The sequence below is a fragment of the Haliea sp. E1-2-M8 genome (assembly GCF_030649675.1).
Classification (GTDB): domain Bacteria; phylum Pseudomonadota; class Gammaproteobacteria; order Pseudomonadales; family Halieaceae; genus Haliea.
In genome coordinates, this window is the sequence record NZ_JAUTDR010000004.1 from 38,104 (window position 1) to 50,871 (window position 12,768).

The window sequence follows — 12,768 nt, forward strand, 5'->3', positions numbered from 1 at the left end:
GCGCACGCTGAGGCTGAAAATCAGGCTTGCGGGAAGGGCCTCGGGCGGCGCTGGTGCCAAACCGGCAAGGACTGCACCCTGTCTGCACCAACATGGTGCACGGAGGGTGTGCTGCTGTCCAGCCCGCGTAGCCGGGGCGCTCCCGGAACGCGGTCTACGAAACGCGGTTTCCGAAACGCTCAGTTGCGGTTCTGGATATTGAAGGGGCGCATCACCTGGACGTGCACGGAGTCCGACTCTGCGATTACCTTGCCATCCTCATCTAGGCGCTCAATGGTCAGGTTGTGGCCACCGCGGAAGACATTGCGCAGCGACCAGCTGGTCTGGGTCTGGGGGGCGCCGCTCGCCGTGCCGTCGATGCGCAGTTGCAGCCGCTCACCGGGTGCAAGTGGAGGCGTGACACTGGCCTGGACGTCAAAATTACCGACCGCCCCCATGGGGATAACGGTCTGGTCTGTCGGCGCGACCATGCTGACCGTGGGTTTTACTGATGCCTTGCTATCGGCTTCCGCCGGGCGCTCAGGCTGCAGCTCGGGCGCCGGTGCGGTGTTCAACCGTTTCAGCTTGACCTCTTCGCTCGCCACGCCCTCGGCGGGCGGCCTGTCCGTGTACACGACGTTGCCCTTGGCATCGGTGGATTTATAGATTGGTTGTGCCTCGGCAGCCCACGGCAGCAGCAGGAGCAACGACAGCAGGCAGTACCTCATGGTGGTAGTCCTCTTTCCCGGTGGCAGCAGCAATGAAGATAGCAGAAAAGGGCGCAGCGACCTACGCGGCCGACTGTCCGGGGGAAATACGCAAAAAAAAGCCCGCACTGGGCGGGCCGCGTAGGTCGGGCCGGAAACTTGCAGTTGGATCTGTTACACGGAGTAGTACATGTCGAACTCGACCGGGTGGGTGGTCATGTTCAGGCGCTGCACGTCAGCCTGCCTGAGTTCGATGTAGCCGTCGATCATGTCGTCGGTGAACACGCCACCGGCGGTCAGGAAGCTGCGGTCCGCATCCAGTGCGTCCAGAGCCTCGGGCAGGCTGGAGCACACGGTGGGGATGGCCTTGCCTTCCTCGGGCGGCAGGTCGTACAGGTCCTTGTCCGCGGCGTCGCCGGGGTGGAGCTTGTTCTGGATGCCGTCCAGGCCGGCCATCAGCAATGCTGCGAAAGCCAGGTAGGGGTTGGCCGACGGGTCGGGGAAGCGTACTTCAATGCGCTTGCCCTTGGGGCTGGCCACGTAGGGGATGCGGATGGAGGCGGAGCGGTTGCGGGCCGAGTAGGCCAGCATCACTGGCGCTTCAAAGCCGGGTACCAGGCGCTTGTAGGAGTTGGTTCCCGGGTTGGTGAAGGCGTTCAGCGCCTTGGCATGCTTGATTATACCGCCAATGTAGTACAGCGCAGTCTCGGACAGGCCGGAGTAGCCGTCACCGGCAAATGTATTGACGCCGTCCTTGGAGATGGACATGTGCACGTGCATGCCGGAACCGTTGTCGCCGACCAACGGCTTGGGCATGAAGGTCGCGGTCTTGCCGTAGGCGTGAGCCACATTGTGCACACAGTATTTGAGGATCTGTACCTCGTCTGCCTTCTTGACCAGGGTGTTGAACTTGACCCCGATCTCGCACTGGCCGGCAGTACCGACTTCGTGGTGATGCACTTCGATGTCCAGGCCCATCTGTTCCATGGCGGTGCACATGGCGGCACGAATATCGTGCAGCGAGTCTACCGGCGGGACCGGGAAGTAGCCGCCCTTGACCCGCGGACGGTGGCCGGTGTTGCCGTCTTCCTGATGCAGGTTGGAGGACCATGCGGCCTCTGATGAGCTGATGGCGTAGCCGGCACCGGAGATATCGGCATGCCACTTGATGTCGTCAAAGACGAAAAATTCGGGTTCCGGACCGAAGAAAGCGGTGTCGCCAATGCCCGTGGATTTCAGGTATTCCTGGGCGCGGTGGGCGACGGAGCGCGGGTCCCGTTCGTAGCCCTGCATGGTGCTGGGCTCGACAATATCGCAGCGCAGGATGACAGTGCTGTCATCGGTGAAGGGGTCCAGCACGCTGCTGCTGTCGTCCGGCATCAGGATCATGTCAGATTCATTGATGCCCTTCCAGCCGGCGATGGAGGAGCCGTCAAACATCTGGCCATCTTCGAAGAAGTCCTCGTTGACTGCCGTTGCGGGTATGGTGACGTGCTGCTCTTTGCCCTTGGTGTCGGTGAATCGCAGGTCTACCCAGCGGGCTTCGCTTTCGTTGATCAGGTTCAGAGTATGCTCTGACATTGGTTGTCCTCCATGGGATATAAAGTCGTGCCACAATACGGCGCAGTGCGTGTTCCTGGTGCAGCGGTTGCTTGCGAGCGCCCCGACAGCGGCCAGAGAATCTTGGCACCTTAACTGTCAGCAAAACCCGTGCCAATAGTGGAATCGCTTAAGCAGCTGATTTTTGGTATGTTATCACCACCTCGGAATGGATGCGCGATTGTGGTGCACCACAATGGAGCATAAGCGCCTTATTATGGTGCGCGGCGGGCGCCGGCAAGGAGGATAGCAGGTAGCCCGGGTTCAGCGGGCAGCTCCGGTTGCCGGGCCGGCGCGCAGCGACTGGTCCCGCCTAAGCGAAATACAGCACTATAACCACAATCCCTCACTGCAACTGCTGCCCCTGCCGGGGTATAATCCGCCGCCTTTTTTACTGTCGTGTCCCCGGACCGAGGAATTCCCTTGATCGAGAAGCTTCGCAACATCGCCATCATCGCCCACGTTGACCATGGCAAAACCACCCTGGTGGATTGTCTGTTGAACCAGTCAGGCACCCTCGATCGCCGGTCCGAGGGCGCGGAGCGGATCATGGACTCCAATGACCAGGAGCGTGAACGCGGCATCACCATCCTCGCCAAGAATACCGCGATCAAGTGGCACGACTACCAGATCAACATCGTCGATACCCCCGGACACGCCGACTTCGGCGGCGAAGTGGAGCGGGTACTGTCCATGGTGGACTCGGTGCTGCTGCTGGTGGATGCGGTGGACGGTCCCATGCCCCAGACCCGCTTCGTGACTTCCAAGGCCTTCGAGCAGGGCCTGAACCCGATTGTGGTGGTGAACAAGGTCGACCGCCCCGGCGCGCGCCCGGACTGGGTGGTGGACCAGGTGTTCGACCTGTTCGTCCGCCTCGGCGCCACCGATGAGCAGCTGGACTTCCCCATTGTCTTCGCTTCCGCGATCCAGGGCATTTCCGGCCTGGACCACGAGGACATGGCGACGGACATGGAGCCGCTGTTTCAGACCGTGATCGACAAGGTGCCGGCACCGGCGGTGAATCGGGACGGCCCCCTGCAGCTGCAGATCAGTGCCCTGGACTACAACAGCTATGTCGGGGTCATCGGCGTGGGCCGCATTACCCGTGGCACCCTCAAGCCCAATACCCAGGTCACGGTTATCGGCGCCGATGGCAAGACCCGCAACGGCCGGATTCAGCAGGTCATGGGCTACATGGGGCTGGAGCGTATCGAAGTGCCCGTGGCGGAGGCGGGAGATATCGTCTGCGTTACTGGAATCGAGGGCCTGAATATCTCCGATACCCTGTGCGACCCCGCCACGGTGGAGGCCCTGCCGCCGCTGACCGTGGATGAGCCCACCGTCAGCATGACCTTCCAGGTCAACGACTCGCCCTTCGCCGGTCGCGAGGGCAAGTTTGTCACCACCCGCAATATCAAGGAGCGCCTGGAGCGGGAGCTCATCCACAACGTGGCGCTGCGGGTGGAGCCGGGCGATACGCCGGACAAGTTCAAGGTTTCCGGGCGCGGCGAACTGCACCTGTCGGTGTTGATCGAAAATATGCGCCGCGAGGGCTTTGAGCTGGGGGTCTCCCGCCCGGAAGTGATCCAGAAGGAAATCGACGGGGTGATGCAGGAGCCTTATGAGCAGCTGGTGATTGACTGTGAAGAGCCACACCAGGGCGCAATCATGGAAGAGCTGGGCCTGCGCCGCGCCTCGCTGGAGAACATGTCTCCCGACGGCAAGGGCCGGATACGGCTGGAGTTTATCATTCCCGCCCGCGGCCTTATCGGCTTCCGCGGCATGTTCATGACCATGACCTCAGGCAGCGGTATTCTCACCCACGTGTTCGACCACTACGGTCCGGTGAAGAACCAGGAAATTGCCAAGCGCAGCAACGGCGTGCTGGTGTCCATGGTCAAGGGCAAGACCCTGGCCTACTCCCTGTTTACCCTGCAGGATCGCGGGCGCCTGTTCATCGGCCCCAACGTGGAAGTGTATGAGGGCCAGATCATCGGCCTGCACAGCCGCAACAACGACCTCACTGTAAACCCGATCAAGGGCAAGCAGCTGACCAACGTCCGCGCCTCGGGCACGGACGAGGCCCTGACCCTGACGCCCCATGTCCGTCACAGCCTGGAGCAGGCGCTGGAGTTTGTTGAGGACGACGAGCTGGTGGAAGTGACCCCGGAAAGCATCCGTCTGCGCAAGAAGTTCCTGCTTGAGCATGAGCGCCGCCGCGCCAGCCGTTCCTGAACGGCCGCAGTCGCGACCGGCTGCACCGCGGCCGCCAGCGTGAGGGCCCTGCTGCAGCGAGTGGCGCGCGCGAGCGTCCAGGTGCAGGGCCGCTGTGTCGGCGAGATCGGCCCCGGGTTGCTGGTGTTTCTGGGCCTGGACCGGGACGACAGCCGCGAGCTGGGCACCCGCCTGCTCCAGAGGCTGCTGGCCTATCGCATGTTTGCCGATAACCAGGGGCGCATGAACAGCAGTGTGGCGGACGTGGAGGGTGGGGTGCTGCTGGTGTCCCAGTTCACCCTGTCCGCCGATACCCGCAAAGGGCTGCGGCCGGGTTTCTCCAGTGCGCTGCCGCCGGCCGAGGCCGAACCCCTCTATGACTGGATGCTGGCCGAGCTGTGGCAGCGCCACCCGCGGGTGGCCGCCGGTGAATTTGGCGCCGACATGCAGGTGAGCCTGGTCAACGACGGCCCGGTCACTTTCCTGCTGGAGCTCAGCTGAGCCGCAGCCGCATGTGCAGGTGGAGAATACCGTCCTCCAGGTAGGGTTCGCCCTCGCCGACAAAACCAAGGCTTGAGTAAAACGCCTGCAAATAGGCCTGGGCGCCGATGTAGATGTCGGTCTGCGGCCACTGCTGGCGATTGAAGTCGATGCCGTGCTGTACCAGGTCCCGCCCCAGCCCCGTGCCTCTGGCGGCCGGGTTCACCACGATGCGGCCCAGCGAGCTTTCCGCATAGGCCAGCCCGGGCGGCAGGCAGCGCTGGTAGGCCAGCAGCGTATCCCCCTCCAGGCAGCGCATGTGCCAGGCGTGCCGGTCGAGGCCGTCGAGGTCCGGGTAGGCACAGTTCTGTTCCACTACAAACACATCCTGGCGCAGCTGCAGCAGGGCGTACAATTGCGCCGCGTCCAGAGAGGCAAACGGGGTATTCAGCCAGTGCTGGGTCATCGTCAGTGGTGGTGGCCGCCGACGCCGTGGGCGTGGCCGTGGGTGATTTCCTCGGGAGTCGCTGCGCGTACCTCGACGATGTCGATATCAAATATCAGGGTCTGGCCTGCCAGCGGGTGATTGGTGTCGATCTCGGCGCTGTGGCGCCCGACCTTGGTCACCGTCACCGGGTGGCGCCCCTCGGCGGTGTTGAGTTGCACGGTCATGCCGGGTTTTAGGGCCCCGCGGTAGACCAGGTGCTTGACCGGCACCTTCTGTACCCGGTCTTCGCGACGCTCGCCATAGGCCTGCTCCGGGGTAAGCGTTATCTCCAGATGGGCGCCGGCCTCAAGCCCTTCCAGGGCCGTCTCCAGCGCCGGGATAATATTGTTGGCACCGTGCAGGTAGGCGGTGGCTTCCCCGTCCCGGGAGGTTTCAAGATCCTCTCCGCTGCTGTTGCGGAGCGTGTAGTGGAAGCTGGCGACGGTCTGATTGCTGATTTTCACGTTCTCGGGCCCCTTGGTCGGAAAGTGAAATTTTATCATGCGAGCCGCTGCAGTGCGCCCGGGTAAAGTGCAATTAAGCCGGCTTGGCGATTCTCCGGCAGGGGATTAGTTGCTACTATTCCGGACGGATCGCGCGCGGGCGGACAGGTCGTACATAACGCTCGCCGCCGGGGCAAGGGGACCGCCAGAGTCCCCGTCGCAACTACAAAGAGCACAGTGATGCTGGTTAACGCAGAACTTTCGCAGGACTTCTCCCGCTTGAACAAACAGTTCAAGGAGCTGGTGTCAGCGCTCATCGACATGGTCAACTTGCCGCCGGTCAGGATGGAGGTGGAAGCAGTCCGGCAGGGCAACTTCCGCGGCTTTGACAGCAACCGGTTCTATCTCGTCGATAGCGGCTCCCTTTCGGCCCGCTACCAGGACCGCACTGTCTATATTCTCGATGAAGGGGATTTGCTCCTGCCCGACATCGCCGGCACCAGCCACGCCGGCATGGCGGTATTTTATGGCAGTGAGGCCGGTGCCAGCCTGTACGGCTATTCCGGCCTGGAGTTCATGCAGTGCTTGTTCAGCGAGCCCAGCGCGGTCAAGGTCTGGACCCGCCTGCTGATCACCTACGCAGGCCTCATGTTGCGGATTACCGCAGCCAATACCCGGGAAGACGCGGTGGCTACCCCCGGTTTTGAAGAGTATCAGCCAGGGGAAATCATCATCCACCAGGGTGAGCGGGCCGAATATGTGTTCAATCTTTCCGCCGGTACCGCGGAAGTGATAGTCGATGAGGTGATTGTCGGTCGCATCAACGAGGGCGAGATTTTTGGTGCCATGGCTGCGCTCACCCAATCCGATCGCAGTGCCACGGTGCGGGCGCGGACCCGCTGTTCCGTGGTGAAGGTCCCGAACGAGCAGTTTACCGACCTGATCAGGAGCAACCCGGCCACTATCCACAGCCTGTTGGTGGATATGGCCAACTCCATCGTCAATCTCAACGAGCAGCTGGTAGGCTTGCGTAACCAGCCCGGCGGCAGCTGAGCGCTTACCCCTGGCTACGCGCCCCTGGTCGGGCACCCCTGGCCGGGCGCCCCGCACGGCAGTAGCAGCGCCGTTGTTCCCGGCAATCACAAACAGAAACAGGTTCTTTTTGCATGTCTGAAATAGTGGAAATCGACAGCGATGGCATCGAGCAGGTATCGATGCAGAAGTACACGGAAAAGGCGTATCTGGATTATTCCATGTACGTCATTCTCGACCGCGCCCTGCCCCACATAGGTGATGGTCTGAAGCCGGTACAACGGCGCATCATCTATGCCATGAGCGAGCTGGGCCTCAAGGCCAGCGCCAAGTTCAAGAAGTCCGCCCGCACGGTGGGCGATGTGATCGGCAAGTTCCACCCCCACGGCGACAGCGCCGCCTACGAGGCCATGGTGTTGATGGCCCAGAATTTCAGCTATCGCTACCCGCTGGTGGACGGCCAGGGCAACTGGGGCTCCCCGGACGATCCCAAGTCCTTTGCCGCCATGCGCTATACCGAATCCCGCCTCACCGCCTATGCGGACGTTCTGCTGGGGGAGTTGGGCCAGGGCACCGCCGATTGGGTGCCCAACTTCGACGGTACCCTGGAGGAGCCTTCGGTGCTGCCGGCCCAGGTGCCCAATGTGCTGCTCAACGGCACCACCGGCATCGCGGTGGGTATGGCCACCGATATCCCGCCGCACAACCTGCGCGAGGTGGTAACGGCGGCGATCCGCCTGCTGGAGTCGCCCCGGGCAACCGTTGCCGAACTCTGTGAGCATGTCCAGGGCCCGGATTTCCCCACCGAGGCGGAGATCATCACTCCGCGCGCGGAGATCCGCGCCCTGTATGAAACTGGCCGCGGCGGCCTGCGCATGCGCGCGGTGTGGGAGCGCGAGGGCGGCGATATCATCGTCCGCGCCCTGCCCTACCAGGTGTCCGGTTCCCGGGTGCTGGAGCAGATTGCGCAGCAGATGCAGGCGAAAAAACTGCCAATGGTGGCTGACCTGCGGGACGAATCGGATCACGAGAACCCCACCCGCCTGGTGATCGTGCCGCGTTCCTACCGGGTCGATCTCGAGGCGGTGATGAGCCACCTGTTCGCCACTACCGACCTGGAGAAGACCTACCGGGTCAATCTCAACATGATCGGGACCGATGGCCGCCCGGGGGTCAAGTCCCTGGACCGGATCCTGCGCGAGTGGCTGCAGTTCCGGACCGTCACCGTGCGCCGGCGCCTGGAGTACCGCCTCGATCGGGTACTGAAACGCCTGCACATTCTCGAAGGCTATTTGGTCGCATACCTCAATATCGACGAGGTGATCCACATCATCCGCACCGAGGACAAGCCCAAGGCCGCGCTGATGGCGCGCTTCGCCCTGACCGACACCCAGGCCGAGGCGATCCTGGAACTGAAGCTGCGCAACCTCGCCAAGCTGGAGGAAATGAAGATCCGTGGCGAGCAGGACGAGCTGGCCCGGGAACGGGACCACCTTCAGCTAATCCTGGGCAGTGAGACACGCCTGAAAACCCTGATCCGCAAGGAACTGCAGGCAGTGGCAGAGCAGTTCGGCGACGACCGCCGCTCACCGATCGCGGAGCGCGAGGAGGCCCGGGCCTTCAGCGAACTGGAGTTGATGAGCGCCGACCCGATCACTGTCGTGCTCTCCGCAAAGGGCTGGATTCGCGCCGCCAAGGGTCACGATATCGACTCGGGCAGCCTGAGCTACAAATCCGGCGACGGCTTCAAGCTGGAGGCCCGCGGCCGCAGCAACCAGCCCACGGTAATCCTGGATTCCACGGGCCGGGCCTATACCCTGCCCTCACACAACCTGCCTTCGGCGAGGGGCCAGGGGGAGCCGGTAACGGGGCGCATCAGTCCCCCCTCCGGCGCCACCTTTGAGGGTCTGTTGCTGGCGGACGACAGTCAGCGCTTCCTGCTCGCCAGCGATGCCGGCTACGGTTTTGTCGCGCTGTTTGCCGACCTGCAGGGGAAGAATCGGGCCGGCAAGGGCGTGCTCTCGCTGCCCAAGGGCGGCCAGGTGCTGCAGCCGGCGCCGGTTCCCGCGCAGGACGAGGGCGCCTGGGTGGCGGCGGTTTCCAACGAGGGCCGCCTGCTGGTGTTCCCGTTGGTGGACCTGCCCCAGCTCGCCCGCGGCAAGGGCAACAAGATCATGGGCATTCCCTCGGCGAGGGTGCTGAGCCGCGACGAATTCCTGGTCGCTGTGCGGGTGATCAGCGAGGTGCAGTCCCTGGTAATCCTGGCGGGCAAGCGCCACCTCACCCTCAAGTTCAGCGAACTGGAACATTACCGTGGCGAGCGCGGCCGCCGTGGCAACAAGCTGCCGCGAGGTTTTCAGAAGGTTGACGGGATGCGGGTGGAGTAAGCCATGCGCAGGGTTTGCGCAGGAAGAGCGCCATGGGCGTGAGCAGACTAACCAATAACGAGGAGAAAAGCGTGGACCAGAACGAAGCCGCCTACCTGAAAGGGGGTGTCATGCCCCTGACCACCGACAGCAGCATCCTGATCAGTTCCTCGAAGTACCTGAACAGCGCAGCCATGCGCACGCTGGTCGCCCAGGAAATGCTGCGTAAGTACGGCGCGGATCTGCCGCCGGCGTATTTCATTCCCGAGACCATGGCCGCTTTTGCCGAGGTGACTGATTACCCCGAGGTGCTCGGGCTGTTTGCTGCGCAACGTTCCATTAATCCGGAATTCGCCGCCTGGTTGGACGCCCGCTACCTGTCGGACTTCTCCGCGGAGAACCTGCGCGACCATCGCCCGGGCACCCTCGGTGAGCAGGTCTACCGTTTTGTCGCGGAGAGTGGCCTGGATATCGACTTCATGTTCAAGGGAGCTCCGGAAGATGACTTCCAGTACTGGTTGAAGCGCTTTGTGCAGAGCCACGATATCCAGCACATGGTCACCGGTCTGGATGTCACGCCGATCGGCGAATACGCGCTCATCCAGCTGAATACCCAGCAGTACTTCGACCACCTCACACCGGAACTGGCGGCGCAGTTGTCCCAGCAGCCGACCTTCGGCGTGAGCTGCGGCCTCATGCGCTCCACCCTGCATTACCCGCGCACGATGCCCCTGCTGCTGGATGCCATGGCCCTGGCACGGCGCATGGCGCGCGAGATCCGCAGGCCACTGTTCCAGGTACGCTGGGAAGATTACTTCGATTGCAGTATTGCAGAGATTCGCGAGGACCTGAATATTCTCGATGCACCGGCGGATGGAGAGTGGGCCTGGGCCTACGAAGACATGCGGGGCAATTGACGCACAGAAGAAGCCGGGAGACGCCATGCACAGCCACAGACCCGTGCCACCCCCCCGCCGCAGCCGCGGCCGGCCGCCGAAGATCACCCGCGAGCGCGTGGTCGAGGCGACCATGTCACTGCTGGAGGACAAGGCCCCTGAGGAAATCAGCATGGCGGAGGTGGCCGCCAAGCTGAACATCCCGGTCATGTCCCTGTACAACCATTACCCCAATACCAGCGTCCTGCTGCAGGCAGTTGCGGATCATTCCTTCAGCCAGTTCAGGATCCCGCGCACCGCAGCGGACGCTGCCTGGCAGACCGTGCTGCGGGACTGGCTGCGCGAGCTGGCCCGGCACTGTGACCGGCACCCGGTGGCGCTGCGGATCATGTCCATCGAGGGGCGTGCCACGCCGGCCTGGCGGCGCATACTCTCGCCCCTGCTGGAGGTGCTGCAGGGCACCGGAGCGGACGATCAGCATGCGGCCCTGCTGCTGGCCTGGATCACCAGCCAGGCCCTGGGCCTGATCTACATCGAGGAGTTTGCGGACCCGGCCCGACGCCTGGCGCCGCTGACCGCGGCGGCACTCGGCGAGGACGCGCCCTACCTGGCTACACTCAACCAGCGCCTGCCGGAGGTCCAGCGGCAGCAGGTGCTGGAGCTGGGTTTCCAGGCCATGGTTGACGGACTCGAGCAGCACCTGCAGCGTCTCTCGAAATAATTATGGAAATACTTATTATAAATACCTACACTGAAACTCAGTGGGGCGCGCCGGGGCAACCCGGCCGCCTGTCCCGGGTCAATAAGAACCGAACCTACGAGGTAGCGACCGATGAACAAGACGGTAATTCGCAATGGCATGGTGGTCGATGGCACTGGTGCCCCCGCATTTTCCGCGGATGTGCGCATCCGCGACGGCGTGATTACGGCGGTTGCGCCGGGCCTGCAGCCGGAGCCGGGCGAGGATGTGGTAGACGCCAGCGGCTGCTACGTCGCGCCGGGGTTTATCGAAAGCCACACCCACTTTGATGGCGCCATGTGGTGGGACCAGGAGCTGGACCCGCTGCCGGGCTATGGTGTGACCTCGGTGGTCATGGGCAACTGCGGCTTCTCCATCGCCCCGGTATCCGATGACGAGGCTGCGCGGCGGGAAGTCGTGGGCATTTTTTCCTTTTTCGAGGACATCCCGGAACAGCCCTTTTTCAGCTCCCTGCCCTGGGACTGGCGCAGCTGGCCGGAGTACAAGGAGTCCATGGTCCGCAATGTGAAACTGCCCGCCAACTACGCGGCTTTCTGCGGCCATATCGCCCTGCGCCTCGCGGTGATGGGCATGGACGCCTGGGACCGCGCGGCTACCCCGGCCGAAGTCGAAGGCATGTGCCATTTGCTGGACGAAGCGCTGGCGGCCGGTGCCCTGGGGATGTCCTCCAACCTGTTCGATCACGATGGCCGCGACCGGCCGGTGCCTTCCCTGCAGGCCGATGACGCCGAGCTGCAGGCGCTGATGGAAGTGATCAGCCGCCACCCGGGCGCGAGCCTGCAGGTGATCGTGGATACCTTCCGTAACATGACCGCGCCCGAAACCATGCGCCGCATCGGCCGCCTGGCGGAGGGTATGCCTATCCGCGTGCAGTGGGCGGGCCTGCCCACGCTGCTATTCCAGCGCGACATGATGGGTATCCAGGCGCCGCTGGTGGAGATTCACGAGCAGTTCAAGCGCGAGGGTCGCGACTTCTGGACCGGCTATGCCCACGTGGCCGTGACTTCGACCCTGAGCGTGCAGAGTTCGCTGATCTTCGCTCAATCCAATGACTACGTCTGGCACGAAGTGGTGACGGCCGAGGGCGATGCCGCCAAGGCGGTCCTGCTGCGGGATGAGGACTGGCGCCTGCGCGCGCGCGAATCCTGGGATACCAAGACCTTCGAGTTTTCGCCCTTCCCCGAGGGTCGGGCTGAGCACCTGCTGCTGATGAATACGGACAATGGCGTCGGCCCCACTCACCTGACCCTGGGCGAGTACCAGCATAAGATCGGCGCCGCGCACCCCTCCGACGCGATGGCGGAGTGGCTGCTGGCCAACGGCCTGCAGTCTACGGTAACCATGCCGCCCTTCGAGCGGGATCGGGATATGGTGTTGCAATTGATGCGCGACCCCTGGACGGTGGGCAACATCAGCGACGCGGGGGCCCACGGCCAGATGCTCTGCGGTGCCGGCGAGAACATCAAGCTGTTCACCGATTTTGTACGCGCGGGCGAGCTGACTCCGGAGGAGGCCGTGTACATCCAGACCGGCAAGCTGGCCGACCATTTCGGCTTCCGCGACCGGGGTACCCTGGCAGTGGGCAAGCGTGCGGATATTACGGTGTTCAGTCTGGACGAGGTGCAGGAGCGGGACATGAAGCGTGTTTTCGACGTGCCCGACGGCAACGGCGGCTTTACCTGGCGCTGGAGCCGGGACCCGGCGCCGATGCGCCTGACCATGGTGAACGGGGAGGTGACCTTCGACGGTCAGCAGGGCACCGGCGCCCGCCCAGGCACCATGCTGGCTCCGGCGGCGGCCTGATT

The 12,768-nt window shown here is 63.4% G+C and carries 11 protein-coding genes; 7 read left to right on the plus strand and 4 right to left on the minus strand.

Features of this window, described 5'->3' with window-relative positions; genetic code table 11:
- Positions 1–179: 179 nt before the first annotated feature.
- A complete protein-coding gene (locus tag Q6D67_RS04370) occupies positions 180–707 on the minus strand; it encodes a DUF4124 domain-containing protein (protein ID WP_304704363.1) in 528 nt (175 codons plus the stop codon).
- Positions 708–860: 153 nt separating this feature from the next.
- Positions 861–2,267, minus strand: a complete 1,407-nt coding sequence (glnA, locus tag Q6D67_RS04375) for a glutamate--ammonia ligase (protein WP_304704364.1) — start codon at positions 2,265–2,267, stop codon at positions 861–863.
- A gap of 441 nt (positions 2,268–2,708) precedes the next feature.
- On the opposite strand from glnA, the gene typA reads away from it, so the two are divergent.
- Together typA and dtd are read left to right on the plus strand one after the other, a co-directional pair.
- Complete coding sequence (typA, locus tag Q6D67_RS04380; protein ID WP_304704365.1) at positions 2,709–4,520, plus strand: translational GTPase TypA; 1,812 nt, start codon at positions 2,709–2,711, stop codon at positions 4,518–4,520.
- 39 nt (positions 4,521–4,559) lie between these two features.
- Positions 4,560–5,000 carry a D-aminoacyl-tRNA deacylase gene (gene dtd / locus Q6D67_RS04385; RefSeq protein WP_304704366.1) on the plus strand — a complete coding sequence of 147 codons (441 nt, stop codon included), beginning with the start codon at positions 4,560–4,562 and terminating at the stop codon, positions 4,998–5,000.
- Here the strand turns inward: dtd and Q6D67_RS04390 are convergent.
- Positions 4,993–5,445, minus strand: a complete 453-nt coding sequence (locus Q6D67_RS04390) for a GNAT family N-acetyltransferase (RefSeq protein ID WP_304704367.1) — start codon at positions 5,443–5,445, stop codon at positions 4,993–4,995. The genes dtd and Q6D67_RS04390 overlap by 8 nt on opposite strands.
- 2 nt (positions 5,446–5,447) lie before the next feature.
- Positions 5,448–5,930: a peptidylprolyl isomerase gene (locus tag Q6D67_RS04395; protein WP_304704368.1), complete on the minus strand. Its 483-nt coding sequence runs from the start codon at positions 5,928–5,930 to the stop codon at positions 5,448–5,450.
- Positions 5,931–6,188: 258 nt separating this feature from the next.
- Here Q6D67_RS04395 and Q6D67_RS04400 point away from each other — a divergent pair, with 258 nt between their 5' ends.
- From Q6D67_RS04400 to Q6D67_RS04420, 5 genes are all read left to right on the plus strand, one after another.
- Positions 6,189–6,962: a cyclic nucleotide-binding domain-containing protein gene (locus Q6D67_RS04400; RefSeq protein ID WP_304704369.1), complete on the plus strand. Its 774-nt coding sequence runs from the start codon at positions 6,189–6,191 to the stop codon at positions 6,960–6,962.
- Between the two features lie 113 nt (positions 6,963–7,075).
- The gene (gene parC, locus Q6D67_RS04405; RefSeq protein ID WP_304704370.1) at positions 7,076–9,328 is read left to right on the plus strand and encodes a DNA topoisomerase IV subunit A; all 2,253 of its coding nucleotides are present in this window, start codon (positions 7,076–7,078) and stop codon (positions 9,326–9,328) included.
- Between the two features lie 38 nt (positions 9,329–9,366).
- Positions 9,367–10,224 carry a Coq4 family protein gene (locus tag Q6D67_RS04410; RefSeq protein WP_304704371.1) on the plus strand — a complete coding sequence of 286 codons (858 nt, stop codon included), beginning with the start codon at positions 9,367–9,369 and terminating at the stop codon, positions 10,222–10,224.
- A 25-nt stretch (positions 10,225–10,249) separates the two neighbouring features.
- Positions 10,250–10,924, plus strand: a complete 675-nt coding sequence (locus Q6D67_RS04415) for a TetR/AcrR family transcriptional regulator (RefSeq protein WP_304704372.1) — start codon at positions 10,250–10,252, stop codon at positions 10,922–10,924.
- 111 nt (positions 10,925–11,035) lie between these two features.
- The gene (locus tag Q6D67_RS04420) at positions 11,036–12,766 is read left to right on the plus strand and encodes an amidohydrolase family protein (protein WP_304704373.1); all 1,731 of its coding nucleotides are present in this window, start codon (positions 11,036–11,038) and stop codon (positions 12,764–12,766) included.
- The last annotated feature ends 2 nt before the right edge of the window (positions 12,767–12,768 follow it).